Genomic DNA, 26,066 nt, shown 5'->3' with positions numbered 1-26,066 from the left:
AAATACAAGAGGAGAATAATTTAAATGGCAAAATTTGTCTTTACCCCTAATCAAAGTACTGAAATCGCTAATTATTATGACGCAGTTATTGTCGGTACTGGTGGTGCCGGGTTAACTGCAGCCATTCAAGCCCATGAATTAGGCTTGCAAGTTGCAGTTTTTGAGAAAAATACTGCTTTAGGTGGTAATACAATGCGCGCTTCTTCAGGTATGAATGCATCTGAGAGCTTAGTTCAACTAGCTGAAGGAATTATTGACGATAAAGAAGATTTCTATCAAGAAACGCTTAAAGGCGGCGGCCTTATGAATGATCAAGAGTTATTGCGTTATTTTGTCGATCATTCAGCAGCAGCTATTGACTGGCTTTTAAACCATGGAATTGAGCTAACTAACTTAACTATTACTGGTGGAATGAGTAAAAAAAGAGCTCATCGCCCGGCATCAATGGCACCAGTCGGTAATTATTTAATTACTAATGCCTTAAAACAAGTTCAACAAGCAAAAATTCCAGTGTTCAATAATGCTGAGGTAATAAAATTATTACAAGATAAAAATAAAAATGTGGATAGCGTTGAAATTAAAACTGCAGATGGGGTTAAGACTGTTAAAACTAAGGCAGTTTTACTTGCTTCTGGTGGTTTTGGTTCTTCAAAGGAATTAATTAAAAAATACCGCCCAGATTTAGTTGATTACAAGACAACAAACCAACCAGGCGCAACTGGAGATGGACTAAAACTAGCTAATCAGGTTGATGCCCAATTGGAACAGATGGATCTTATTCAGGTTCATCCTACAGCTCAAACTGACACTGATCACGTGTATTTAATTGGCGAAGGCCTACGTGGTGAGGGTGCAATTTTAGTCAATAAATCGGGTAAGCGATTTGTTAATGAAATGGATACGCGAAAAATTGTTTCTAATGCTATTACAGCTTTGAATGAAAATGGTGCTTACCTGATTTTTGATCAAAGTATTCGCAATAATTTTACCGCGGTAGAGTTTTATGATCATATTGGCTTAGTTGAACACGGTACAAGTTTAACTGATCTTGCTCAAGCAATTGGTGTTGCTAGTTCTAATTTAGAAGCAACTGTTAAAACTTGGAATACAGCTGTAGATAGCAAAGTCGACAAAGAATATAGTAGAACAACTGGCATGGAGCGCGCGATTAATCAGGGTCCATTTTTTGCCATTCATATTAATCCAGCTATTCACTATACAATGGGTGGAATCCATATTAATTCTAAGACTGAAGTTTTGGATACTAATGGAAATGTGATTAATGGTTTATATGCTGCTGGTGAAGTTTCTGGTGGCCTTCATGGCAATAACCGAATTGGGGGAAACTCTGTCGCAGAAACAGTCGTATTTGGACGTCAAGCAGGAATGCAGATGACTAAATTTGTTCGCAATAAAAAATAAAGAATAAAAGTTAATTGCTGGGTTTAAGTAAACTAAGTAATTAACTTTTTTATTTATCTAAGTTTTAAAAATATTTTTAAATTTTAAAAAATTTAAATTTAAATAATTTATTTTGAATATTGCAAATAGAATAATTCAATTCTATAATTAAATATGTAAAGGATTACATTTTTTCATAAATTGAAAGGAAACAACTATGAATAGAAAAGTGTTACTCGTTGGTGATGGGGCAGTTGGGTCAACTTTTGCCAATGACTTACTACAACAGACACATGTTAATGAATTAATTATTGCCGATGTTGTTAAAGAACGTCCAGTTGGCGATTCTATGGATCTTGAAGATATTACCCCCTTTGTTGGTGACTGTAATATTCATCCTGGAGAATATTCTGATGCAAAAGATGCAGATGTCGTTGTAATTACTGCAGGAATTCCCCGCAAACCTGGCGAGACTAGATTAGATCTTGTTAATAAGAATGCTGCTATTTTAAAGAGCATCATTGAACCGGTTGTAGCTTCTGGCTTTAATGGAATTTTTGTTGTGTCGGCTAACCCGGTAGACATTTTGACCACTTTAACCCAAAAATTATCTGGTTTTCCGAAAAATAAAGTTATTGGAACGGGAACTTCACTTGACTCAGCTCGTTTACAAGTAGAGTTGGCCCAAAAATTAAGTGTTCCCATCGCTAGTGTTAATTCAATGGTGCTTGGTGAACACGGAGACACATCATTTGAAAACTTTGATGAATCAACGGTAGCGGGCAAGTCTTTACGCCAGTACAGTGCAATAAATGATCAAGTTTTAAGCGAAATTGAAACTGATATTCGGCAAAAGGGTGGCAAAATCATTGAAAATAAGGGCGCTACTTTCTATGGAATTGCCATGATGTTGGCTCAAATTGTTAGTGCAATTTTAGATAACCATGCAATTGTTTTACCATTGTCAGCACCAATTAACGGTGAATATGGCATCCAACATGAATTATATTTAGGAACGCCAACTGCAATTGACGGTTCAGGAATTAGTCACGTAATTGAAGCAAATTTGTCAGATCGCGAAATTAAGAAAATGATTAATTCGGCTGATAAAATGCATGAAATTTTGGTCGATATTAAGGTAGATTAAGCATAAAGAAGGCATAAGTATGCAAGTTGGAAAAAGAATATTTTTGAAAAGAGAGCTACCGGACAAAAATCTCATTGAAAAATATAAAAAATTACCATCATCTAATGTAGCAGATTGTATGAATCGAAGAGGAGCAATGGCTCCGCGAATCAAATTAATGTCTAAGCCTAAAGCAGAAATGTGTGGGCCAGCTTTTACAGTTCATAATCGTCCTGGAGATAATTTGACAATTTACGCCGCTTTAAAATATTGTCATGAAGGTGACATTATTGTGATTGATAATGAAGGCGATAATACTCGAGCTGTTATTGGCGAAGTAATGATGACTTGGCTACGTGACCAAAGACATGTAGCAGGAGTTGTTGTCGACGGACCAATACGTGACATTGATAGTTTGCGCAATTGGGACTTGCCTATTTATGCCGTTAGTACAACACCAAATGGACCATATAAAGAGGGCCCAGGCGAAATAAATGTTCCAATTTCTTGTGGAAATATTAGTGTTAATCCGGGTGACTTAATGCTAGGGGATGCAGATGGTGTTGTTAAGATTGCTCGCGAAAAAGCAGCAGAACTTTTACCTATAGTAGAAGAATTTCATCAAGAGGATGAGGCCAAGGCTGCTAGCTTTCATAATGGCACCGGAAATATAGATTGGCTTGATGAAAAATTAAAGAATAAAGATTATAAAATTATTGACGATATTTATCGCCCGTAACTAAAAGGGAATAATGATGAAGACGTTAGAAAAAGTAAATTATAAAGGTTTTATTTTGCCACTAATAATTGGTATTGCTCTGTGGTGCTGCACGCCACTAAGACCAGCTGGATTGTCTGTTCAAGCTTGGGAAATGTTTGCCGTTTTTGTGGCGACAATTATAGGTTGTATTACTAAGCCCTTACCAATTGGGGGGACAACATTATTGGGCTTGATTGTAACTGTTTTGGCTGGTTTAGCCCCAATTAAAGATGAAGTAAATCCTAAAACAGGAGTGGTTACTTCCGGAATATTGAGTGCATTTAGTAATTCAGCTTCTTGGCTGATTGCGATGGCTTTTATTATGGCATATGGTATTAGTAAGACGGGGTTAGGGAATCGGATTGCTTATTGGATGATTCGACGCTTTGGTAAGCGCTCAATCGGTATCGGATATGCAATAACTGTTTTAGAATTAATTCTTGGGGCATTAATCCCTTCCAATAGTGCACGAACTGGTGGAGTAGTCTGGCCAGTTACCGAATCAATCTCTAAAGATTATGATTCTCTACCTAATGATTCTTCTCGTAAGAAAATCGGAGCTTATTTAAGTTTTACCGCTTTTCATGCCAACATCTTATCAACTGCGTTGTTCATTACCGGTGCGGCGCCTAATATGGTGGCTTCACAGATGGCGTCGCAAAAAGGTTATACGATGACTTGGATTGGCTGGTTCACAGCAGCTATTGTTCCAGTATTAATTGCCACTGCTGTAATTCCGATAGTTATCTATAAAATTTTCCCACCAGAAGTTAAAGAAACGCCTAACGCCAAAAAATGGGCTGACGATCGTTTGCAAAAAATGGGAGCGATTACTAAGCCTGAGAAAATTATGTCAATTGTTTTTTTACTGGCTATTATTTTATGGGTTTTATCTGGAATTTTTGATATTCCCCAATTAGATTCAACTTTCATTGCTTTTTTAGCAGTCGGATTACTGCTTTTAACCGGTGTTTTGACAATGAAAGATGCTTTAAATCAAACTGGAGCATGGAATATTTTAATTTGGCTTTCAATATTGGTTTTTATGGCTAGTAAGTTGATTTCATTTGGCTTTATTGACTGGTTCTCTAAAACTATTCAAAGTGGATTGCATGGCATTAGTTGGGGTATTGTCTTAGCCATTTTAATTGTATTAATGTTTTATACGCATTACTTCTTTGCTAGTGGTACTGCCCATATGACTGCTTTATACTTACCGTTTTTGTCAGTAGCTGTTGCAACTGGTACTCCGTTGGCCTTAGCTGCAATGTTATTAGCATTTACTGGTGCAATTAATGCGTCGACTACTCACTATGCCAACGGTCCCGCTTCGATTTTAGCTACTACTGGCTATATTAAGCAAGGTGAATGGTGGAAGTATAACTTTATTTTAGGCATTATTTATTTGGTTATTTTTGGTGGAATTGGGACACTTTGGATGAAAATGATTGGAATGTGGTAGATGATTCATCAAGCAGATTTAATAACCAATGATGGTATAAGAATTCATTATTATGATACTCAAGCAGATAAACAACCATTATTAGCTATTCCAGGTATCGGTGGATCTGCTTTACTTTGGGAAAAAGCATTGGAACGGTTTCAGTCAAAATTTAGAATTATTATTATTGATCCACGTAATCAAGGTAAGTCTGCAAGAACTTTTCAAGGGCAACGAATTAGTCGGCATGCAGCAGATTTAGCTGAGTTAATTCAAAAGTTAGATTTATCCCATATTATTGGCATTGGCAATTCAATGGGAGCTGCCAATTTCTGGGCGTATATTTCTATCTATGGTTCTGATAGATTAAATGCACTAATTGATTTAGACCAGCCACCCAAGATGATTAATGATTCAACTTGGAAGTTTGGTTTTAAAGATTTAACATGGGCTAACTTTCCTGATTACTTAAAGCTTGATTTTGGTAGTGGTATTTATGCTCAAATAGACGATGTGATGTTTGAAAAAGCACATCATTTTGCACAAAAATATCCTTATTTTCCAAAAAGTAATTATTTGTGTCGAATTAATCATGCGGAACAAGATTGGCGCGATGTGTTAGTTAATTTGAAAATTCCAATGTTAGTTTTAGCTGGAAAAAATTCCCCTTTCTTTAATTATCATTTTGCTTATAAAATGACTGAACTCAATTCTCAAATTAGCGCTAAAATTATTCCTGAATGTGGACACATTATTCAAGCTGAGCAACCCAATGTTATGTATGAAGAAGTACTTAATTTTTTGGTTGAAAAGGAAGTGACTTAATGGATAAAGTAGTGGATTTATATTTGAATAATCCAGCGACAAAGAAAAAATGGCAAAATTTTTTGTTAAAAATGGGTATAACTGATTTTGGCCTGCGTGAAATAGCGGCAATTGATCATACTTTAGCCCTAATTGATGAAAATGGTCAGCTGGTTGGCACGGGTAGCATTGCAAACAATGTTTTAAAGTATATTGCGGTGTGTAATCAAGACGCCGTCCCCGGTGCACGCTTTAATCAGATGGTAACTGCCTTGCAGCACTACTTATTTGATCAGAAAGTATTTCATAGTTTTGTATTTACAAAAGCAAAATATGCTACTAGTTTTTCACATTTAGGTTTTTCCGAATTAGCACATACTGAACATGCTGCCTTTTTAGAAAGTGGTACTCCAGATATCAACGACTTTATAACTGCAATACCTAAAATTGAAGATCAATCTAATAAACAAGTGGCAGCAATTGTCATGAATGCCAACCCATTTACTTTGGGACATAGAAAGTTAGTTCAGCTGGCTAGTCAAGAAAATGACTTAGTTTATGTATTTGTTGTAGCGACTGATCTTTCCTTGTTTAAAACAAAAGAACGAATGCAGTTGGTCAAAAGCGGAACTAGCGATTTGAAAAATGTTTTAGTAGTAAGCGGTGGTGATTATATGGTTTCACAATCAACTTTCCCCGCATACTTTTTAAAATCTTCGGCTGATTTAATTACAACCCAAACAGATATTGATGCTTTAGTTTTTAAAAATTTTATTGCACCTCAGTTAGCAATTAAGCGCCGTTACTTAGGGACGGAACCATTCTCAAGAACAACTAACTTTTATAACCAAAGCTTAACAAATAAGCTAAGTCCCTTAGTAGATGTTAGAATTGTTAATCGATTTCAGATTAACGGAAAAGTAATAACTGCAACCCGTGTGCGACAATTAATTAAGGAAGATAATTTGACAGCCATTTCAAACTTTGTACCACCGCAAACAATGCAATTTATTTATCGTCAAAAAGAAGTCCTACAAGCTAGAATTAAGGAAGGAATAAATATTAATGGAAATTAAAACAATTGGTGTAGCAGGCACCTTGGAATCATCAGATATTCAAATCATGATTGCTAAGGGTACCAATGGAATTCAAATTGATTTGGATTCAGAAGTTATTAAAGCCTATGGTGATCAAATTAAAGAAGTGATTATTACTACCCTAAAAAAATATGGTGTTCAAAATGCTAAGGTTAAAGCTACTGATAAAGGAGCGCTTGATTGTGTAATTGCTGCTCGAACTTTGACGGCTGTCCAACGTGCTACAGAAACTTCGGATCAACCTAAATTGGAGGTATTGTAATCAATGACTTATGTAAAAAATCGTCTACGTCGAACAATGATGTTTGTTCCAGGTAACAACCCTTCAATGATTAAGGATGCTGGTATCTATGGTGCAGATTCCATCATGCTCGATCTGGAAGATGCTGTTTCTTTGACAGAAAAAGATGCAGCACGAATGCTAGTTTATAATGCTATTAAAACTGTAGACTTTGGTGGAGCCGAGATTGTAGTTCGGATTAATGGTCAAGATACTCAATTTTATGAAGAAGATGTCAAAGCAATGGTTCGTGCTGGTGTAGATGTAATTCGACTACCTAAGACTGAATCAGCTGCAATGATTCAAAAGCTAGTTAAAGATATGGAACAAGCTGAAGAAGAGTATGATATTAAAAAAGATTCAATTGGGGTTATGGCCGCAATTGAAAGTGCGAAGGGAGTATTAAATGCGCCTGAAATTGCTACAGCAACTTCTTTAATGATGGGATTAGCCGTATCAGGAGAGGACTATACAGCGGACATGCATACGCGTCGTTATCCTGATGGACGTGAGTTAGAATTTGCCCGTAATATGGTTTTACAAGCTGCTCGAGCAGCGGATGTTTATGCCTTTGACACAGTTTTTTCAAATATGAACGATCCTGAAGGGTTTTATCGTGAAACCAATTATATTTACGAATTAGGTTATGATGGAAAATCATTAGTTAATCCGCGGCAAATAGAGATGGTCAATAAAGTTTTCAATCCCACAAAAGATGAAATTGAAAATGCGATGGCGGTTCAGAGTGCAATTCGTGAAGCTAAGGCTAAAGGCTCCGGCGTCATTTCAATGAACGGTAAAATGGTCGATAAACCAGTTGTTGAAAAAGCTAATCGGGTAATTGAGACAGCTAAGGCATCAAGTTTGATTGACGAAGAGGGTAATTATATTGGAAAATAAAGTAAAGCGTAATTTACCAGATAATCTAATGTCAGAAATGGGTTTAAAGCCTTTTGAAACAGTAGATATTGGCAATCCCGAAGTAAACAGGGTAGCACCTAAAGTTCGAGTTACGACTGGTGCAGATAAAGTCGTTAATTCGCTTGAAGAAGTAATTAAAAGAACCGTGCAAGATGGAATGACTATTTCATTTCATCATCATTTTAGAAATGGTGATTTTGCTTTTAATAAGGTAATGGATTTAATTATTAAATTGGGGTACAAAAACTTAACCTTAGCCCCATCCTCTTTGACCGGAATTATGAACGATAAGGTTATTGAAGCCATTAAAAAAGGAGTGATTACGGATATCACTTCTTCAGGAATGCGTGGCAGTTTAGGCGATTTCATTTCTCATGGTGGGTTGAAAAAACCAGTTATTTTTCGTTCACACGGTAACCGAGCTCGATCCATTGAAGAAGGAGAAATTAAGATTGATGTTGCCTTTTTAGGAGTGCCAAATGCGGATCCAGCTGGTAATGCCAATGGTCAAGAGGGAGACGCTATTTTTGGTTCACTTGGTTATGCTTTAATTGATGCCCAATATGCTAATAAAGTAGTATTGTTAACTGACAATATTGTTGATTATCCCAATACACCAGCTTCAATTAAACAAACTCAAGTCGATTATGTTGTCAAGGTTGATCAAATTGGTGATGCTGATAAAATTGGTTCCGGTGCAACTCGTTTTACTAAAGATCCTAAAGAATTAAAAATTGCTCAAATGGTTAATCAAGTAATTGTTAATTCGCCATACTACAAAGAAGGCTTTTCTTTCCAGACTGGATCAGGTGGCGCAGCATTAGCTGTTACTCGCTACTTGCGGCAATCAATGATTAATGATGGTATTACAGCATCTTTTGCCTTAGGTGGTATTACTAAACCAACTACCGATTTGCTTGATGAGGGTTTAGTTAAGAAAGTTATGGATGTGCAGGACTTTGACAAGGGTGCTGCTGCATCAATGGCTAAGAATAAAGATCAACAAGAAATTGATGCGTCTTGGTATGCTGATCCACATAATAAAGGTGCGGTAGTCAATAATTTAGACATTGCAATTTTATCTGCTTTGCAAATTGATACCGACTTTAACGTTAATGTAATGACAGGATCTGACGGAGTTATTCGTGGAGCAATCGGTGGACATCAAGATGCAGCTTCAGCTAAAATGACAATTATTACTGCGCCACTTGTTCGTGGTCGAAATGCTACTGTAGTTCCAGCTGTTGCAACAGTTGTAACTCCGGGAGATTCAATTGATGTTTTAGTAACGGAACGCGGAATTGCTATTAATCCAAAGCGGCCAGATTTACTTGCTGCTTTTAGTAAAGTAACAAATCTAAATATTATTGATATTAAAGAATTGCAAAAAATGGCTGAACAGCAAGTTGGTAGCCCAAAGGCACTGGAATATACTGACAATACAGTTGCTCTTATCCAATACCGCGATGGTTCAATCATTGATACTATTAAGCAAGTTAAAGAATAAAATTTGCCATAAAAATTTTTAAAAATAGCTTTCGATTTTAGTTAAATTCAATTAACAAATTTAAGTATGTTTAATAAAATTCATTTGGGAACATCAATATAGCGAAAACCTAACAAAAATGTTAGGTTTTTTGTTTAGTAGCTAAAATAAAATAGTAATATTAAGTAAGTCGGTCTAATTTAATATGTTGATTTTTACTATGAATATATCTGAAAGGAAAGAAATGAATCAGTCAATTTTTATTGAAGGGGAAAAATTAAGTATTGATCAAGTTTTAAAAAATAAAGATCAACGAGCATACCTACAACAAGAAATATTTCAAAAATATCCGCATGATACTTTATTAGATATAAAATTAAATATTCCAGGTCCAATAAAAAATAACAGTTATTTAGAAAATATTTTTTATGCAGGAATTTCTGAGCTTGAACAAGCATTAACTAAAAATAAATTACCTTTTGTTTTATTGCAAAGTCAGAATCAACCTGCAGGTTGTGAAAATTTTTATCTTTTAACTGCAGATAAAATTGAAGTTAAAAAAGTAGCGATTGAATTTGAAGATTCTGCGCCACTAAATCGTTTATTTGATGCTGATGTCTTAGTTAAAAATAAAAAACAGGCCTTATCAAGGTCTGAAATTGGCTATTCTGGAAGAAAATGTTTTTTATGTAAGCGACCAGCCAAAGATTGTGCTCGCTCTAGACGTCATTCTGTGCAAGAATTACAAAATTATATCAGCAATTTATATAAAAAAACATTTAGTTAATGTTTGCTTTTTGCAGTACTCTTTGGGCAATACCACTAGTTGTTACCAGATGTGTAATTATGCCGCTTCTTAAAGCTCCTAATAGGGCATCATCTTTAAAACGATTTTTAACTACGATGAAACGAGTAGGAATTTGTAATATATTTTGCATGCTAATGCCGCAGATATGTGATTCAATCGGCTGATAAAAATTGCCATTTATGTCATAAGGTCTGCCAAAGATCACACCAGCAATTTGACTATAATCAAGATCTTTTAATAATTTATCAGAATAATAGTCCATAAAAAATTTCCCAGATTCAAGTGATTTAACAGTACCAATACTGGCAAAAATTAAATCTATTTTTTTGAAATATTGATCAATATATTCATAATATGGTTCCTTTTTAATTTCTTTTACTAATTTAGAATTTATTGTATAAAGTGGGGCAGGCATATTTAGACATTTTGCATTGAATTTTTCAGCTGCTTGCTGGGTTAATTGATTTTTTCGTTTACTAGTGTTGACTGCTAGACCAACTAATTGAACAAAGGTCAAATCTTCACGACTACTCTCAGTAAAATTGTCAATAATGTCTTTAATTAAGGTTCCCCAACTCAGACCAATTACATGAGCTGGTTTAATATAATTTTGAATTTGCTTAGCAGCATAATGAACAATCATTTCATTATCTTGATTTTTTGTTTCTAAGTCTTCTAATATATAAGCTTCTTTTAAATTGAATAATTTTTGAAATTCTTGCTCTAATTTATGTGCTCTTTTTGGCCGCTGATATATATTTATTTTAACAATTCCTTTGTCACGAGCTTCATTAATCGCTTTATCAATTAAGTAGCGCGAAAGATCATATTTTTTAGAAATATCTGCAATATTTAAATTGCTCAAAAAATAATCGTGAGCAATATTTGCTAGCTGTTCATCACTTAATAATGTCATTTTATAATCCCTATCTTTTATTTTAATTTACATTGTATTACAAAAGTGCTGTTTATTTAAAGGTAAAATGCTAAAAAATTATCAAATTATAAATTTTAAAATATACATAAGATAGTTAATTTTTATTTTTTATTAAGTCACAGAATGTTCCATTTGTAATTCTTTTTAAATCGCTGGGTTTGAGATACACACTACGCCCGATTTTACCACTCGAAACAGCAATTTTGTTTTCTTGCATCATGCTACTATCTAGATAGATGGGAAAATGATGATTAAAATAGATGCCGATGGGAGTATTAGCCCCATGGACGTAACCAGTTGTTTTTTCTAAATCTTTTAGTGGTAAAAGTTCGCATTTTTTATTACCAGATACTTTAGCTAATTTTTTCATATCTAAATGTTCCGTTACCGAAATAACGCCAACTAAGACACCAGTCTTATTTCCTAAACAGACAAGTGTTTTATAGATTAAATGTTCATTCTCGTTTAGAATAGAAGTATCCATTTGTGCTATACCACCAGAATCTGAATGAGTAGGGAATTGGGCTTGCTGGTATAAAATTTTATTTTGATCTAAAATTTTTTCAACCAATGTTTTTTCAATTTGTCGTTTCTTCTTTACCATAAAAATCACCTTCTTAAATAATAGCATTGATAAAAGATAAATAAAAAGGGAGTTTAAGCATGAAAGTACTAGTTATTAAAATTGAAACCAGTCATGAAGTAGAAGATGCACTTAATGTTTTTAGTCAAGATATTCTTCATTGCTTGGGTACAGAAACACGTAAACGTTCTGATTTTGAAGATGCAAATACAAAGCATGATTCTACTATTGTAGATTTAAATGAAATTGTTGATTTGCCACAAGATATGGAATTTGCTGCTTATTTTGCAGCAGATCAAAGTCAAGTTCAATTAATTAATGCTTATAAAAATAAATTAGTCGAATTGAAAGGATACGGTTTAAACATCGGTTTAAATAAAATTGATTATACCTATATTGAGGATAGCGATTGGAATCGTGTTTGGCAAAAATTTTACCATGTTGTTAATTTTTCACGCCACTTAGCCATTGTTCCTGAATGGGAAAACTATCAAGCTAAATTTAGTGATCAACATTTAATTAAACTCGATCCAGGTCTTGCTTTCGGTACCGGTAACCATAAAACTACTCGTTTAGCAATGATGGGACTTGAACAAGTGTTGGTTGAACCTAAGACTGTTATTGATGTCGGGACTGGTTCAGGAATTTTAGCTATTGCAGCTGCCTATTTAGGAGCAAACAGGGTAATGGCAACTGATATATCTGATCAGGCAATTACAGCTGCCCAAGAAAACGTTGCTTTGAATAAATTAACTAATATCGATATTAAAAAAACAAGTTTACTACAAAATGTTAATGAAAAGTTTGACATTATTGTTGCTAATATTTTGGCTGAAATATTACTTGAACTAATTCCACAATTAGATCAACATTTAACTCGAGCAGGAAAAGTGATTTTTTCAGGAATAGATTATTTGCAATTGGATAAGGTAGCCCATTCACTTGACCAAAATGGTTTTAAAATTATCCTTACTTTAAAGCAAGATCGCTGGATTGGTTTAATAATTACGCGAAAAGATAATTGAAAAGAGTTATAATATGAAATTAAGTTAAATTAAGTAAGGAATTATTAAATTGATTGATAAGTTCAAACAAATATCTTTTATTCGCAAGATAAACCAGTATAAGCCAATGCCAGTAATTTGGTGGAGTATTTTAGTTGTTACTTTACCTTTTATTTTTAGTCTATTGAAAATTTCAGTTATTTGGCGAGTGGGACTATTATTCACTGTAATTAATTGCTTCATCGGATATCACGTAGGTAATTTGGTTAAAACTATCAATATAAAGCATTATTGGCTACTTCTTTTACCAACATGTTTTTGTTTGATAGTATTATTAAAATATGCAAATTATAATCTATTATTTGGTTTAATTTATCTTATTTTTGAAATTTTTGGCTTAATGGATAAGCAAATATATAGTTGAAGGTGATTAAAATGTCTAAATACGTAGAAATGACATATGATGAAGTAATCAATGCGTGTCAAAAATATATGAATGAGGAGCAATTAGCATTTGTTAAGCAGGCCTATGACTTTGCTCAAAAAGCGCATCAAAATCAAAAACGTGCTTCTGGTCAACCATATATTGTTCATCCCACTCAAGTTGCTGGAACTTTAGCAACTCTAGGGCTTGATCCCGACACGATTGCAGCGGGGTTTTTGCATGATACAGTGGAAGATACTCCAGTAACTAATAATGATTTAAAAGATAAATTTGGTAAAGATGTAGCCTTTATTGTTGATGGAGTCACCAAGCTAAATAAGTATGAATATAAATCACATCAAGAATTTTTGGCAGAAAATCATCGAAAAATGCTAATTGCTATGGCAAAAGATCTACGTGTAATTATGGTTAAATTAGCAGATCGCCTCCATAATATGCATACTTTAGAGCATTTACGCCCTGATAAACAGAGACGTATTGCCTCTGAAACAATGGATATCTATGCACCACTTGCCGATCGCCTTGGAATTGGAACAATTAAATGGGAATTAGAAGATATGAGTTTTCACTACTTAAATCCCAAGGCATATTATCAAATTGTAAGTTTAATGGATTCTAAGCGTAGCGAACGAGAAAATTATATTCAAGACACAATCAACACGCTAACTGCAAGTTTAGACGGCTTAAATATTAAATATGATATTCATGGGCGACCTAAACATATTTATTCCATTTATAAAAAAATGGTTGACAAACATAAAGATTTCGCAGAAATTTATGATCTCTTAGCTGTACGAGTAATTGTGCAAACTGTTAAAGATTGCTATGCAGTTTTAGGAGCTGTCCATACGAAGTGGAAGCCAATGCCGGGGCGTTTTAAAGACTATATCGCTGTTCCGAAGGTTAATGGCTACCAATCTTTGCATACAACGATTATTGGACCAGGTGGGCGACCTTTAGAAATACAAATTCGAACGCAACATATGCATGATGTAGCTGAATATGGTGTGGCAGCACATTGGGCATATAAACAGGGCAACTTTAATGGGGTTGAGCAAACAAGTTCAAATGAAAAACTAGATATGGTACGTGAAATTCTTGAATTAAAGGATGAAACCCAAGATGCTGGTGAATTCATGAAAAGTGTCAAAAGCGAAATTTTCTCGGACCGAGTTTATGTCTTCACGCCTAAGGGGGAAGTATATGAATTGCCTAAGGGAGCAGTTACTTTAGATTTTGCTTATGAAATTCATACTCAAGTTGGTAGCCATGCAGTTGGAGCTAAAGTTAACGGAAAGCTAGTTCCGCTTGATTATAAATTGAAAAATGGCGATGTCATTGATATTATGACCCAAACCAATGCAACACCATCGCGCGATTGGATGGATATGGTTAAGACTTCTAGAGCGCGCAATAAAATTCGTCGTTATTATCGTAATCTTGATCGCGACCATAGTATTGCTCAAGGGGAACAAATGATTGCTGAACAGCTTCGTAGCCAGGAACTTTCACCTAAAGAGTTTATGGATAAGGAGCATGTTGCAAAAATTTTGGTTCAACTGAATTATCATACAGTTGATGAAATGTATGCTGCAGTTGGTTTTGGCGATTTGTCTGCCGTTAGTATTGTTAACCGCCTAACATCTGATTTGCGCCGTGAAGATGAGAAAAAAAAGCAAAAGCAACTAGAAGAAGAAATTTTGAACTCTGGTCAAAAAGCTGCTAACAAGTCAGTTAACGGTCGTTTAGATGCTGCAACACTTAAGTCAAAACATAACGATGGCGTTACTATCCAAGGAATTAACGATTTGATGCTCCACTTAGCCAAGTGTTGCAATCCAGTTCCCGGCGATGAAATTGTTGGCTATGTTACTAAGGGACGTGGTGTCACTATTCACCGCAATGACTGTCGTAATATTGTAAACAATAATGATAGTTTAGGTCGATTAGTAGAAGTTTCTTGGGAAGGCACTGAGTCAAATAATAATCAATCATTTAATGCAAATATTGAAATATTTGGTTACAATCGAGCCCAGCTACTTAGTGATGTAATCAACCGCTTAAATGCACTAACGCCTAATATTGATAATCTTTCAGGTAAAGTTAATGACGATAATATAGCACACATTTATGCTACCGTTGCTGTGAACAATTCAAGTCAATTAGCCAGTATTTTAACTAAATTAAGAGACATTCCTGATGTTTATGAGACAAGGAGGGCAGATAATTAATGCGAGTTGTAATTCAAAGGGTTAACCAGGCCAATGTAAAAATAGCTGGGGAAATAGTTGGTAAGATTAATCAAGGGCTACTCTTATTAGTTGGTATAGGTGAGGGGGACGACTTAGCAATTATTCAAAAAGCTGCAAACAAAGTTTCTAAGATGCGTATTTTTGAAGACGAGAGTGGTAAGACTAATTTGGCAATTAAGGATGTTAATGGAAAAATTCTTAGTGTAAGTCAATTTACTCTATTAGCAGATACCAAAAAGGGAAATCGTCCTAGCTTTGTTCAAGCCATGAAACCACCAAAGTCTGCTGAATTATGGCAATCTTTTAATCATGAATTAGAAAAGTTGGGCTTAGAGGTTGAAACAGGACAGTTTGGAGCGGATATGAAAGTTGATTTAGAAAATGATGGTCCGTTCACGATTGTATTAGATATGTAAAAATTGGTGCAAAATGATACTACAGGTTGACTTTTTGCTAGTAAAAATATAAGCTAAAAAAGAATTATCAATGACAAAGAATGAAGCTTAGCAATTTTATTTCAGAGACTGTCTATCTATGGTGCAAGGACAGATAATGAGCTAACTGTGACCCCTTTAACAGATAATAAACGTTTCGCGAGCGTTAATCGCAGCAGGCAAAAGGTGGTACCGTGCTAATTCGAAGCGCCCTTGATTTAATTCAAGGGCGCTTTTTAGATTAAAAGGATGATTAGATGAGAGTGCAAAAACCTAAAGGAACAGTTGATATATTGCCAGGGCAATCCAGTTCATGGGAAAAAGTTGAACAAATATTGCGTGATTTTTTCAAACAGGCAAACTATCAAGAAATTAGAACACCAAGTTTTGAAAACTATGAGGTATTTTCTCGATCAAGTGGTGAGACTTCGGATGTAGTTGAAAAAGAAATGTATGATTTCAATGACAAGGGTGGACGTCACATTGCTTTACGTCCAGAAGGAACAGCTGGCGTTGTTCGAGCATATGTTGAAGACAAGCTTTATGCTCCAGAAATGGCTAAGCCATTTAATGTTTATTATATTGAGTCCACCTTTCGCTATGAACGCCCGCAAGCTGGGCGGCAGCGAGAATTTCATCAAATTGGCATTGAAAGTTTCGGCTCAAGTAATTTTTTAGCTGATGTTGAAACCATTGTTCTAGCTAACGATTTATTGGCTAAACTTGGTGTTAAAAATTATGAATTACACATTAATACCTTGGGTAATAGTCAAGTGCGTCAAAGTTATCATGATGCACTAGTTAACTATTTTACGCCCCTAAAAGACCGGCTTTCCGATGATTCTAAACGACGTTTAGAGAAAAATCCGCTCCGAATTTTAGATTCTAAAGATGAACAAGATAAGCAATTTTTACCTAATGCACCAAAAATTATTGATTATTTAGATCAAGCTTCTAAAAATAATTTTAATCAAATTATTCAGATGCTGGACCAGTTAGATATCCATTATGTAATTGATAATGATTTGGTTAGAGGGCTGGATTATTATTCCGGGATTATCTTTGAATTTATGGTTGAAGATGCTAGTTTATGGGAATCGGCTACAACGATTCTTGGTGGTGGACGTTATGACCACCTAGTTGAAGAATTTGATGGTCCTGCAACCCCAGCAGTTGGTTTTGGTATTGGTGAAGAACGCTTAATGCTAGTTTTGCAAAAACAAAACCCAGGCTTATTTACTGATCAAGGAATTGACTTTTTTATTACTAATATTGGTGAAGAGACTGAAATTAAAGTTGTTGAAATTGCTCGTTTGTTACGTAAGCAAGGTTTTAGGGTTCAATATGACGTTGATCAAAAGAAGTTAAAAGCGCAATTTAAAAAAGCTGATCGAGTTAAGGCCAAATATGTAATTACTATCGGAGCTAAAGAAATAGCCGAGGGTAAGTTGAATATTAAACGCTTAGCTGATGGACAAAAAATTGATTTGCTGTTAAGTGATTTAGCAAATATGCATTCAGTCTTAGAACATTTAAAGGATTAAAATTATGGAAAAAAGAACAAACTATTGTGGTAATATTACTGCTAAATATATTGGTCAAAAAGTTAATCTATATGGTTGGGTCCAACGAGTTCGTAATTTAGGTAATTTAGTTTTTATTGATTTACGTGACCGTGAAGGTCTAGTTCAAGTAGTCATTAATCATGACTCAGGCCAAGAATTGATGCACCTTGCTGATCAACTTGGTAATGAATATGTTATTCAAGTTAAAGGTGAGGTAGTTAAGCGTTCAAGCATTAATCCAGAAATGAAAACAGGAGAAGTTGAAATTAATGCGCAAGAACTTATTATTTTAAATAAATCACAAAATCCACCTTTTGAAATTAAAGATAATATTGAAGTAGGCGAGCAAACTAGGCTAAAATATCGTTATCTAGATTTGCGGCGCCCCAGCTTACAAAAAGCGCTTATTTTACGTTCGAAAATTTTACAGGCAACGCATGAATATTTTGATGAAAATGGTTTCATTAATATTGAAACACCAATTTTAGGAAAATCATCACCAGAAGGTGCACGAGATTATTTAGTTCCTTCGCGAATTTATCCAGGTAGTTTCTACGCTTTGCCGCAGTCACCTCAATTATTTAAACAATTGTTAATGGGAGCAGGTTTTGATAAGTATTACCAGTTATCTAGATGCTTCCGCGATGAAGATTTAAGAGGCGATCGTCAACCAGAATTTACCCAAATTGATATGGAAACGTCCTTTACTGATGAAGAACAAGTGCAAGAATATACTGAAGGACTATTAAAGAAAGTTATGAAAGATGTCATGGGGATTGACTTAAAAACGCCAATTGATCGCATTACTTGGACTGAAGCAATGAACAATTATGGTACTGATAAGCCTGATCTTCGCTTTGGCATGCAAATTCATGATTTAAGTCCAATTTTTAAAAATAGTGACTTTAAAGTATTTTCTAATGCAATTAGTGCGGGCGGTTTTGTTAAAGGGATTGCGGTTAAAAACGGCGCTGAGACTTATTCGCGCAAACAAATTGAGAAAAAACAAGATTTCATTAAACGTTTCCACGCTAAGGGTTTAGCTTGGGTTAAATTTGAAAATGGGGAATTTAATGGACCAATTGCGCGCTTTTTAAATGAGGAAAATCAAGCTGCCCTAATTAAAGAATTTTCTCTTACAGGTAGTGAGTTATTGGTCTTTATAGCTGATAAATGGAAAGTCTGCTGTGATTCATTAGATCATTTACGCCGGGAATTTGCTAAAGAGACCAATATTATTCCTAAGCATGTCTTTAATTTTGTTTGGGTAGTTGACTGGCCCCTATTTGAATATGATGAAGGCATAGGTCGTTGGATTGCGGCTCACCACCCATTCACTATGCCGGATGATGAGGGAATTAAATTACTTGATACTGATCCGCACAAGGCGCATGCTCGTAGTTATGACATTGTGATGAATGGTGATGAATTAGGTGGAGGTTCAATTCGTATCCATAAGCGTTCAATTCAAGAAAAAATGCTTAAAGCACTTGGTTTTAGTAAAAAACGGGCATATGAACAATTTGGTTACTTATTAGATGCTCTTGATATGGGCTTCCCGCCACATGCTGGGTTAGCTATTGGCTTAGATCGTTTTGCAATGCTACTAGCAGAAAAAGATAATATTCGTGATGTCTTGGCCTTCCCTAAAAATGCTAATGCTTCAGAGCCAATGATGCACGCACCTGCTCCAGTTGCTGAGCAGCAATTAGCTGACTTGGGGATTGAAGTTGAAGCACAGTATCACGAAAGTGTAGCTAAAATTGAAACAACTCTTAAGCAACAAGCAGAAGAAACTGCTGCTAAAAATACTTCTTGGGATGAAAATTAATAGATAAATTTAAAGAAAATAAGCTGCAAAACTGACTGTTTGATGTAACCTTCTAGTTTTGTGGCTTATTTTCATAATGTATTTAATAGCGATTGGAAACAAAACAATGCTTAGAAAATATCATTATGCCTTTGGCTGTTATGGAATAATTGGTAATCAGTCCGAACTTGTTGTCATTAAAAAGAATGGTGGTCCATACACTAATCGTTATGATTTACCGGGTGGTAGTTTAGAGGATGGAGAGGGGCTGGATCAAGCTATACTACGGGAAATAAGAGAAGAGACCGGCTTATTAGTTCAAGTTTATCAACAATTAGGGATTACATCATTTAAATATCCTTGGGACTATGAAAATTGGCATTTTAACCAGCACTTCTGCGTTTTTTATAATATTCAAAAAGCTGTCGGGCAATTAAAAGGTGAGGTTAGCCAATTTGATGGTCAAGACTCATTAGGAGCAGTACGCGTACCTTTGAAAAAGCTCAGTTTCACCAATGCTTCTCCTTTAGTTATGTGGGCTAAATTGTATCTCATCAATCCTGAGCAAATGAATTTAGAAGATCAAACTTTTTCTACTTGGCAAGTTTTACAACGACCAGTTTTTTAAACAAGATTTTAAACAAAAAGCAACTAGTATTTTACCTAGTTGCCTTTTTCTTTGCTTAATTTAAAGTATCTAAGAATGCTAAAGCTGCATCATAATTTGGTTCATTCGTCATTTCCACAATTAATTCTTGATAAAGTATTTTTTGGTTAGTGTCAATAATCCAAATACTTCGTGAATCAAGTCCCATTTTTTCAATAAATAGTCCCATCTTCTTACCAAAATCAAATTTTTCATCAGAGAGTAATTCCATTTTTACTACTCCTTCTGCTGCACACCAGTTACGTTGGTCACTGGGTGAGTTAGTTGAAATGGTATAAAAATTAATATTGTCGTATTTGTCAACTTCACTATTAAAGTGCTTGGTTGAGATGCTACATACACTAGTATTAATATCGGGTACTACGCTAATTAAAGTGGGTTTGTTAATTAATTCTGACAAGTTGACGATAGATCCATCAGCTTTTTCAATTTTTAAATCGGGTAATATCTCGCCAACTTTTGGTGGTTGACCATTAGTCGATAATGGGGTACTTAGTCTTGTAATTTGCATTTTGTTTACTCTTTCTTTAAAACTGTTTACTCTAAAGTCTAAACTATATACTGAACTGGACCAAAATAAAATGCTTGCTAATTATTTAAAGCTGCTCATTTACGTAAGTTGTAATGCGCTCAACGGCAGTTCTTAAACATTTTTCAGATGATGCATAGGATAAACGTACAAATCCTTGACCACCAGCCCCAAAGTAACTACCAGGAATTACTCCTACCTTAACTTTATTGGCTAAGTCAGTAGCAAAAGCTACATCATCTGTACCGAATTTACTTGGAATTTTAGCAAAAATATAAAATGCGCCTTCAGGTGTAGCCATTGTAAACCCATTTTTTTCAAGACCTGTTTGAATTATGTGTAATCTGCGTTCATAAATTGCTCGGGCCTCGATATAATCTTGTTCACCATGACTGATAGCTTCTGCTGCCCCAATTTGAACATTATCAGTAACTGAGGTAATCATAAAGGAATTGATTTTGGAGATTGTTTGCATAATTTCTTTTGGCGCTGCAATATAACCAATTCGCCAACCAGTCATGGCAAAATTTTTAGATAATCCTGAAAGAAGGATAGTCCGATCTGGAATAATTTGTGTAAGCGAATAGTGCTTTTTCTGAGCATAAATTAATTCGGCATAAATTTCATCGCTTAAGGCAAATAAATTATAATCGACAATAACTTTTGCTAGCTCTTTTAAATCTTTTTTAGCATAAACTCGTCCGGTCGGATTAGATGGATCAGTTAAAATGACTGCTTTTGCTCCTTTTCCTTCATTTTCCATAACTTTTGCTAGATGTGCAGCAGTCAAAATAAAATTATCAGCAGAAGTATCTACTTCTATAGGTACGCCGCCAGCCATTTTTATAATACCAAAATAGACCCCCCAAACAGGTGTAGGAACAATTACTTTATCACCGGGGTTAAGGATAGCCATAAAGGAAACATTTAAGGCTGCTGATACTCCGACAGTTGCACAAATTTCATTTTTGGGGTTATAGTACACGCCTAAACTCTTTTTGAGATAATCACTTACTGCATTTAAGTATTCTTCTTTACCAGCTTCTGGCGCATAGTGTGAGTCATCGCGGTTAATATCATCTATAGCGGCTTGCTTAATGTGGTCGGGAGTGTTCAAGTCGGGTTCACCGACAGTTAACTTAACTATTCCAGGAATCTGAGATATTTTTTGACTAAATGAACGAATTTCGGATTTAGGTAATTTTTCAATCCTTTTGTTAATTGTATCAGATAAATTATTTGCTAGAGTTGGCATAATAAAAGAACCTTTCTTGAATTTTGATATAGATACAATTATAACGCAGTAGTCGCTTTAAGAATATTTAAATTAATATTAATTTAGCAATTAATTTTTCGGTTGTTCAAAAATAGATTTATGATAGTTATTTAAGGAGAGTGACAATAATGGATCAAGAACAAAAAAAGCAGCAATTAAAGCATTTGTCCAAAGAGCAATTCGAAGTGACGCAGCATGGGGCTACCGATTATCCTTTTAAGGGTAAATATGATGATTTTTACCAAAAGGGAATTTATGTCGATATTGTTTCTAAGGAACCGTTATTTTCGAGTGAAGACAAATACGATGCTGGTTGTGGGTGGCCTAGCTTTACTAAGCCAATTCAAAAACTAGTTTATCATCGTGATCAGTCTCATAATATGGAACGCACCGAGGTCAAGAGTCCTGAGGCTGACTCTCATCTAGGACATGTCTTTACCGATGGTCCTGTAGATCAAGGAGGCTTACGTTATTGTATTAATTCTTCAGCTTTAAAATTTATTCCTTTTGATCAATTAGAAAAAGAGGGATATGGCGAATATCGCAAACTTTTTAAATAATAATAATTATGTAAAGTATAAAAAAGCAAATCGATTTCTTTAATAAATTAGATGCTTTTTTATTTTTAGCTCTCTTAATTTAACATTTTCTAAAAACTTGATAAGCTAATTAGTATGAGGCAATAGCAAATAGTCCATCTTCAAAAGCAAAAAGTACTATTGCGCTAAATGGGTACATGAGAAAGGAAGAATAATGACAAAATTACAGACAATTAGTTCCCAGTTATGGACACTGACCAATGAGCTAGAGACTAATACGGATACAACTGAATCCAAAAATTATATTTTAGCCTTCATATGTTATCGTTACTTGTCCGAACAACAAGAACAGTATCTTGTTAGTAGCAGTGCTATAAATGTTAAGAAAGGCCAAGCAATTAATGAAGCTTACCTAGAACAAGCAGGCGGTGCTGAATTAAATGCTTATCTTAAGGATATCTTTTCAAATCTTGGTTATGCCATTGCGCCACTTGACACTTGGCAGTCATTAGTAAATAAAATTGACAAGGGCCAAGTAAATCTAAGTGACTATCAAACTATTTTTGCTAATTTTGATAAGAATGCTGCACTATCTAAAGCGGCAGGTCAAACCTTCAAGGGGATCTTTAGTAATCTTAACTTAGGCGATTCCTACCTGGGGTCATCAGCTAATGAACGAGTGAAGTCTTTAGCGAAGATTGTCAAATTAGTTGATAGTATTGATTATCAAGATGAAGCTGGTAAAGATATTCTTGGTGATATCTCTACTGGTTTAATTAGCAAATATGCAGCTGGTAAGAAGGGGGCTACTTTTTGCACACCACCGGCAGTTGCAAAATTAATAGCTAAAATAGTGACAGCAGATTTACCTAAAGCAACCCAATCGTTCACAGTATATGATCCTAGTTGTGGGGTAGGTTCAATTTTGTCAGCGCTAGCAAATGATAATAACTCAGCAATTGTCAAGTTGTATGGGCAAGAAGCAAATTTGACCGCTTACAATTTAGCTAGAATAAATTTAATGTTGCACCATGTTTTATTTACTAATATGACATTGTTCAACACTGATGCGCTCGAAAACGATTGGCCGGCCGAACCAAATACTAAAGAAATTGATTATCCACGTACCTTTGATGCGGTTGTGGCTAATCCACCAGATCCTCAATCTTGGAATAATAACCAAAATAAGTTAACAGATCCCCGTTTTCGTAATTATGGCAAATTGGCTCCCCGGACTAAGGCTAGTTTTGCTTTTGTTTTACAGGGTCTTTATCATTTAAACGAAAAGGGAATCATGGCGATTGTTCTTCCTAACGAAGTTTTATTCCGTAGTGCTGCAGAAGCTACAATTCGCAAAAATTTGGTTGAGCATCCAGATGGTAATCAGATCGATGCTGTAATAGGGCTACCGCCTAATCTATTTTATGAGGGCATAAGGCCAATGATTATTTTGGTATTAAAAAAGACGCGTACTAGCAAAGATATTCTTTTTATTGATGCTTCAAAAGAATTTGCTAAAGGTAAAATGAAAAATTATTTAACTCAAGAAAACATTGATAAAATTTTCAAGACCTATCAAAAACGTGTAGCCATGCCACAATATGCTTATTTAGCGTCTATCGAAGAAATCCGTGCTAATGATTATAATTTAAATGTTTCACAATATATTACTACTTCTGAAAATAAAAAAATTGATTTAACTGAAATCGATAGATTATTGGTCCAAGATAAAAAAGACATCGCTGCACTAGAAGCTAAAATTGCTAAAGACTTAAAAGTCTTAGAGATTAAAAGGGACCAGTGAGTTTTTATATAGTGGCAAGTATTAGCTTTTTAATCAAATTAGTACATCAATTATAAATAATTCAAATAAAGAATAAAGGATTTTTCAAAAAAGGAAGAAACAATATTTAATCGATTTGACAAATATGCTATTATATCAATGAAAGGGAGCGATTACATGGATTCATTAATGCGGCATATTTTTGGCCTACAAAAGAAGAAGGTCAAGCATCAAAAACATAGTAAATACAATAATAAAAAACGAAAGTCGTTAATTTGCGGGCATACTTTCTTTGGTATATTTTAAGTAAATAAATTAATAAAGACATATCTTTGGTCATGAGATATGTCTTTATTAATTGTAAAAGAATGTGAGATTTATGAATAAGAAAATAAAGCTGTATGCAGTTTCTTGGCAGTTCATTTTAGGGCTTATTTTAGGGATTTTAGGTACCTTTATTGAGGTTTTGATACCTTTAATAGTGCGACAATTTATTGACGGTAAAACGCACATAAGCGCCCATATAAATTTTCGTTTAGCTGCGGTAATCGTGTTAACCATTATTTTTAGTGCAATTATTAGTGCTTTTTGCCAATACTTGATCAGTGTGGCCGGAAATTTAAAAATTGCTGAAGTTAGAATGGAAATTGAGCAAAAGTTACTTACTTTGCCTATGAGCTTTTTTACTAATCAAAAAAGTGGTCAACTTTCTAGTCATTTAATTAATGATGCTGAAGTAGTTCAAGATTTTATGACTAGTAGTATTCCAGCCACCATTAATAGTTTAATTGCAGTGCTAGGATCATTCATTGTTTTATTTCATTTAGATTGGCAATTGACGGTATTTATTGTCTTATCTTTTTCACTAATTATCTTAATTGCATATCCAATTGGAAAAATTAGTGAAAAATTGTCGCTCACTACCCAGAATAAATTAAGTGAACTTTCTGGTCAAAGTACAGAAAACATATATAATATCCGCAGTATTAAGCTGAATAATGCTTATCGCCCAGTCTTGTTAAATTTTAAGCAGGTAGTAGTTGAATTATTTAAAGTTTCAAATAAAACTGATTGCATATTTTCAATTGTAGGTCCCATTCAAACAGTTTTTACTTTAGGAATTATTCTTTTAATTATTATATATGGTGGTATTCGTGTACAGCAGGCTAGTTTGAGTATTGGCACCTTAGTATCCTTTTTAATTTATCTCTTTCAGGTAATTGAGCCAATTAATATGTTGGGTAATTTTTATACCAGTTACAAGCAAGCTAAAGGGGCTACTTTGGAATTAAATAAGATTTTGAATACACCAGGAGAAAAAAGTGTTTATCAAGTTAATTCTCAAATATTGTTTGCTAAGAATAGTTGTTTAACGTTGAAAAATGCCTCTTTTTCATATCAAAAGGAACCGGTTTTACAAAATATTTCTTTAAGTTTTAATAGTGGCCAAAAAATAGCAATAGTTGGTCCCTCTGGTGCTGGTAAAACAACAATTATTAATTTATTAACTAGATTGTATGAATTAAATGAAGGACAACTTTTATTAAATTCAGTAAGTGCTACTAACTACGATCTAAATACTTGGCGTAATTTGTTTGCCGTAGTAACCCAAGAAAACACGATTATTTCAGGATCAATTTATTTAAACTTAACGTTTGGTTTGACTGCTATTCCTGAAGAAAGTGACATTTGGGCCGCCCTAGACAAGGCTAATTTGTTAGAAGATGTGCAAAAAATGCCCAATGGCTTACAAACTTTAGTTGGTGAACAAGGAATCGGTTTGTCGGGTGGTCAAAGGCAAAGATTACAGATTGCTCGCGCATACTTGCGCCAAGCCAATTTTTTAATTCTAGATGAAGCAACTTCTAACCTTGATCCCGATTCGGAGAAAATTATTACTAATACTTTGAATGAGTTGCTTGCTAATCACCAGACGACTTTAATTGTCATTGCTCATCGCTTATCGACAATTGTTGATTCAGACAAAATTTATTTTTTAGATAATCATCAAATTACCGGCAGTGGTACCCACCAAGAGTTGATGCAATTGGTTCCTAAATATAAACAATTTGTTAATGAAGAAATATTAGCAGTTGAAAAATAATTAAAAGGAGAAAA

The 26,066-nt window shown here is 34.5% G+C and carries 24 protein-coding genes; 20 read left to right on the top strand and 4 right to left on the bottom strand.

Annotated elements, in window-relative coordinates; genetic code table 11:
• Positions 1–24 precede the first annotated feature (24 nt).
• The 10 genes from F5ESL0230_RS04220 to citX all read left to right on the top strand — a co-directional run bounded on the left by F5ESL0230_RS04220 (position 25) and on the right by citX (position 10,103).
• Positions 25–1,422 carry a flavocytochrome c gene (locus F5ESL0230_RS04220; RefSeq protein ID WP_090092052.1) on the top strand — a complete coding sequence of 466 codons (1,398 nt, stop codon included), beginning with the start codon at positions 25–27 and terminating at the stop codon, positions 1,420–1,422.
• Positions 1,423–1,618: 196 nt separating this feature from the next.
• Positions 1,619–2,548 carry an L-lactate dehydrogenase gene (locus tag F5ESL0230_RS04215; protein ID WP_122021719.1) on the top strand — a complete coding sequence of 310 codons (930 nt, stop codon included), beginning with the start codon at positions 1,619–1,621 and terminating at the stop codon, positions 2,546–2,548.
• A 19-nt stretch (positions 2,549–2,567) separates the two neighbouring features.
• Positions 2,568–3,266 (top strand): RraA family protein, encoded by a 699-nt coding sequence (locus F5ESL0230_RS04210; protein ID WP_122021718.1) that lies wholly within the window; start codon positions 2,568–2,570, stop codon positions 3,264–3,266.
• Positions 3,267–3,282: 16 nt separating this feature from the next.
• Positions 3,283–4,749 carry a DASS family sodium-coupled anion symporter gene (locus F5ESL0230_RS04205; protein WP_122021717.1) on the top strand — a complete coding sequence of 489 codons (1,467 nt, stop codon included), beginning with the start codon at positions 3,283–3,285 and terminating at the stop codon, positions 4,747–4,749.
• Positions 4,750–5,553, top strand: coding sequence for an alpha/beta fold hydrolase (locus F5ESL0230_RS04200; protein WP_122021716.1), 804 nt, complete (start codon positions 4,750–4,752; stop codon positions 5,551–5,553). It abuts the gene before it with no gap.
• Positions 5,553–6,608, top strand: coding sequence for a [citrate (pro-3S)-lyase] ligase (gene citC / locus F5ESL0230_RS04195; protein ID WP_122021715.1), 1,056 nt, complete (start codon positions 5,553–5,555; stop codon positions 6,606–6,608). Before F5ESL0230_RS04200 ends, citC begins: the two co-directional genes overlap by 1 nt.
• Entirely contained in the window at positions 6,598–6,891 is a 294-nt protein-coding gene (citD, locus tag F5ESL0230_RS04190; RefSeq protein WP_122021714.1) for a citrate lyase acyl carrier protein, read from the top strand. The genes citC and citD overlap by 11 nt, the downstream gene beginning before the upstream one ends.
• A gap of 3 nt (positions 6,892–6,894) precedes the next feature.
• Entirely contained in the window at positions 6,895–7,809 is a 915-nt protein-coding gene (locus tag F5ESL0230_RS04185) for an aldolase/citrate lyase family protein (RefSeq protein WP_122021713.1), read from the top strand.
• Entirely contained in the window at positions 7,799–9,337 is a 1,539-nt protein-coding gene (gene citF, locus F5ESL0230_RS04180; RefSeq protein WP_122021712.1) for a citrate lyase subunit alpha, read from the top strand. Before F5ESL0230_RS04185 ends, citF begins: the two co-directional genes overlap by 11 nt.
• A 223-nt stretch (positions 9,338–9,560) precedes the next feature.
• Positions 9,561–10,103, top strand: coding sequence for a citrate lyase holo-[acyl-carrier protein] synthase (gene citX, locus F5ESL0230_RS04175; RefSeq protein WP_122021711.1), 543 nt, complete (start codon positions 9,561–9,563; stop codon positions 10,101–10,103).
• Here citX and F5ESL0230_RS04170 read toward each other — a convergent pair.
• Positions 10,096–11,040, bottom strand: a complete 945-nt coding sequence (locus F5ESL0230_RS04170) for a sugar-binding transcriptional regulator (RefSeq protein WP_122021710.1) — start codon at positions 11,038–11,040, stop codon at positions 10,096–10,098. The two genes, citX and F5ESL0230_RS04170, sit on opposite strands and share 8 nt — an antisense overlap.
• Before the next feature lie 115 nt (positions 11,041–11,155).
• Positions 11,156–11,665: an aminoacyl-tRNA deacylase gene (locus tag F5ESL0230_RS04165; RefSeq protein ID WP_118896533.1), complete on the bottom strand. Its 510-nt coding sequence runs from the start codon at positions 11,663–11,665 to the stop codon at positions 11,156–11,158.
• Between the two features lie 59 nt (positions 11,666–11,724).
• Between F5ESL0230_RS04165 and prmA the strand changes: the two genes are divergently transcribed.
• The 6 genes from prmA to F5ESL0230_RS04130 all read left to right on the top strand — a co-directional run bounded on the left by prmA (position 11,725) and on the right by F5ESL0230_RS04130 (position 19,782).
• Positions 11,725–12,669: a 50S ribosomal protein L11 methyltransferase gene (gene prmA / locus F5ESL0230_RS04160; protein ID WP_122021709.1), complete on the top strand. Its 945-nt coding sequence runs from the start codon at positions 11,725–11,727 to the stop codon at positions 12,667–12,669.
• 414 nt (positions 12,670–13,083) lie between these two features.
• Positions 13,084–15,324 carry a bifunctional (p)ppGpp synthetase/guanosine-3',5'-bis(diphosphate) 3'-pyrophosphohydrolase gene (locus F5ESL0230_RS04150; protein ID WP_122021708.1) on the top strand — a complete coding sequence of 747 codons (2,241 nt, stop codon included), beginning with the start codon at positions 13,084–13,086 and terminating at the stop codon, positions 15,322–15,324.
• Positions 15,324–15,761 carry a D-aminoacyl-tRNA deacylase gene (dtd, locus tag F5ESL0230_RS04145; RefSeq protein WP_122021707.1) on the top strand — a complete coding sequence of 146 codons (438 nt, stop codon included), beginning with the start codon at positions 15,324–15,326 and terminating at the stop codon, positions 15,759–15,761. The genes F5ESL0230_RS04150 and dtd overlap by 1 nt, the downstream gene beginning before the upstream one ends.
• 275 nt (positions 15,762–16,036) lie before the next feature.
• Complete coding sequence (gene hisS, locus F5ESL0230_RS04140) at positions 16,037–17,323, top strand: histidine--tRNA ligase (protein WP_122021706.1); 1,287 nt, start codon at positions 16,037–16,039, stop codon at positions 17,321–17,323.
• Positions 17,324–17,327: 4 nt separating this feature from the next.
• Positions 17,328–19,175, top strand: coding sequence for an aspartate--tRNA ligase (gene aspS / locus F5ESL0230_RS04135; protein WP_122021705.1), 1,848 nt, complete (start codon positions 17,328–17,330; stop codon positions 19,173–19,175).
• Positions 19,176–19,281: 106 nt separating this feature from the next.
• On the top strand, positions 19,282–19,782 hold the full coding sequence (locus F5ESL0230_RS04130) for an NUDIX hydrolase (protein WP_122021704.1): 501 nt from the start codon (positions 19,282–19,284) through the stop codon (positions 19,780–19,782).
• 55 nt (positions 19,783–19,837) lie between these two features.
• Here F5ESL0230_RS04130 and tpx read toward each other — a convergent pair whose 3' ends face one another.
• Complete coding sequence (gene tpx, locus F5ESL0230_RS04125) at positions 19,838–20,332, bottom strand: thiol peroxidase (protein WP_122021703.1); 495 nt, start codon at positions 20,330–20,332, stop codon at positions 19,838–19,840.
• Between the two features lie 85 nt (positions 20,333–20,417).
• Positions 20,418–21,605 carry an aminotransferase class I/II-fold pyridoxal phosphate-dependent enzyme gene (locus F5ESL0230_RS04120; protein ID WP_122021702.1) on the bottom strand — a complete coding sequence of 396 codons (1,188 nt, stop codon included), beginning with the start codon at positions 21,603–21,605 and terminating at the stop codon, positions 20,418–20,420.
• Positions 21,606–21,754: 149 nt separating this feature from the next.
• Between F5ESL0230_RS04120 and msrB the strand changes: the two genes are divergently transcribed.
• From msrB to F5ESL0230_RS04105, 4 genes are all read left to right on the top strand, one after another.
• Positions 21,755–22,186: a peptide-methionine (R)-S-oxide reductase MsrB gene (gene msrB / locus F5ESL0230_RS04115; protein WP_090092018.1), complete on the top strand. Its 432-nt coding sequence runs from the start codon at positions 21,755–21,757 to the stop codon at positions 22,184–22,186.
• 193 nt (positions 22,187–22,379) lie between these two features.
• Positions 22,380–23,969 (top strand): type I restriction-modification system subunit M, encoded by a 1,590-nt coding sequence (locus tag F5ESL0230_RS04110; RefSeq protein WP_122021701.1) that lies wholly within the window; start codon positions 22,380–22,382, stop codon positions 23,967–23,969.
• Between the two features lie 156 nt (positions 23,970–24,125).
• On the top strand, positions 24,126–24,254 hold the full coding sequence (locus tag F5ESL0230_RS08625; protein ID WP_255409268.1) for a hypothetical protein: 129 nt from the start codon (positions 24,126–24,128) through the stop codon (positions 24,252–24,254).
• A 73-nt stretch (positions 24,255–24,327) separates the two neighbouring features.
• Positions 24,328–26,052, top strand: coding sequence for an ABC transporter ATP-binding protein (locus F5ESL0230_RS04105; protein WP_122021700.1), 1,725 nt, complete (start codon positions 24,328–24,330; stop codon positions 26,050–26,052).
• Positions 26,053–26,066 lie beyond the last annotated feature (14 nt).

This window comes from Lactobacillus sp. ESL0230, from assembly GCF_003692805.1.
In the GTDB taxonomy this organism is placed as follows: Bacteria; Bacillota; Bacilli; order Lactobacillales; family Lactobacillaceae; genus Lactobacillus; species Lactobacillus bombicola.
The sequence above is the reverse complement of the archived record's forward strand: the minus strand, read 5'-3'. Positions and strand labels throughout refer to the sequence as shown.

Excerpts from the sequence above, each read along its gene's own strand:
- F5ESL0230_RS04220 (WP_090092052.1), top strand. The coding sequence starts at position 25 with ATGGCAAAATTTGTCTTTACCCCTAATCAAAGTACTGAAATCGCTAAT.
- F5ESL0230_RS04215 (WP_122021719.1), top strand. The coding sequence starts at position 1,619 with ATGAATAGAAAAGTGTTACTCGTTGGTGATGGGGCAGTTGGGTCAACT.
- F5ESL0230_RS04210 (WP_122021718.1), top strand. The coding sequence starts at position 2,568 with ATGCAAGTTGGAAAAAGAATATTTTTGAAAAGAGAGCTACCGGACAAA.
- F5ESL0230_RS04205 (WP_122021717.1), top strand. The coding sequence starts at position 3,283 with ATGAAGACGTTAGAAAAAGTAAATTATAAAGGTTTTATTTTGCCACTA.
- F5ESL0230_RS04200 (WP_122021716.1), top strand. The coding sequence starts at position 4,750 with ATGATTCATCAAGCAGATTTAATAACCAATGATGGTATAAGAATTCAT.
- citC (WP_122021715.1), top strand. The coding sequence starts at position 5,553 with ATGGATAAAGTAGTGGATTTATATTTGAATAATCCAGCGACAAAGAAA.
- citD (WP_122021714.1), top strand. The coding sequence starts at position 6,598 with ATGGAAATTAAAACAATTGGTGTAGCAGGCACCTTGGAATCATCAGAT.
- F5ESL0230_RS04185 (WP_122021713.1), top strand. The coding sequence starts at position 6,895 with ATGACTTATGTAAAAAATCGTCTACGTCGAACAATGATGTTTGTTCCA.
- citX (WP_122021711.1), top strand. The coding sequence starts at position 9,561 with ATGAATCAGTCAATTTTTATTGAAGGGGAAAAATTAAGTATTGATCAA.
- F5ESL0230_RS04170 (WP_122021710.1), bottom strand. The coding sequence starts at position 11,040 with ATGACATTATTAAGTGATGAACAGCTAGCAAATATTGCTCACGATTAT.
- F5ESL0230_RS04165 (WP_118896533.1), bottom strand. The coding sequence starts at position 11,665 with ATGGTAAAGAAGAAACGACAAATTGAAAAAACATTGGTTGAAAAAATT.
- prmA (WP_122021709.1), top strand. The coding sequence starts at position 11,725 with ATGAAAGTACTAGTTATTAAAATTGAAACCAGTCATGAAGTAGAAGAT.
- F5ESL0230_RS04150 (WP_122021708.1), top strand. The coding sequence starts at position 13,084 with ATGTCTAAATACGTAGAAATGACATATGATGAAGTAATCAATGCGTGT.
- dtd (WP_122021707.1), top strand. The coding sequence starts at position 15,324 with ATGCGAGTTGTAATTCAAAGGGTTAACCAGGCCAATGTAAAAATAGCT.
- hisS (WP_122021706.1), top strand. The coding sequence starts at position 16,037 with ATGAGAGTGCAAAAACCTAAAGGAACAGTTGATATATTGCCAGGGCAA.
- aspS (WP_122021705.1), top strand. The coding sequence starts at position 17,328 with ATGGAAAAAAGAACAAACTATTGTGGTAATATTACTGCTAAATATATT.
- F5ESL0230_RS04130 (WP_122021704.1), top strand. The coding sequence starts at position 19,282 with ATGCTTAGAAAATATCATTATGCCTTTGGCTGTTATGGAATAATTGGT.
- tpx (WP_122021703.1), bottom strand. The coding sequence starts at position 20,332 with ATGCAAATTACAAGACTAAGTACCCCATTATCGACTAATGGTCAACCA.
- F5ESL0230_RS04120 (WP_122021702.1), bottom strand. The coding sequence starts at position 21,605 with ATGCCAACTCTAGCAAATAATTTATCTGATACAATTAACAAAAGGATT.
- msrB (WP_090092018.1), top strand. The coding sequence starts at position 21,755 with ATGGATCAAGAACAAAAAAAGCAGCAATTAAAGCATTTGTCCAAAGAG.
- F5ESL0230_RS04110 (WP_122021701.1), top strand. The coding sequence starts at position 22,380 with ATGACAAAATTACAGACAATTAGTTCCCAGTTATGGACACTGACCAAT.
- F5ESL0230_RS08625 (WP_255409268.1), top strand. The coding sequence starts at position 24,126 with ATGGATTCATTAATGCGGCATATTTTTGGCCTACAAAAGAAGAAGGTC.
- F5ESL0230_RS04105 (WP_122021700.1), top strand. The coding sequence starts at position 24,328 with ATGAATAAGAAAATAAAGCTGTATGCAGTTTCTTGGCAGTTCATTTTA.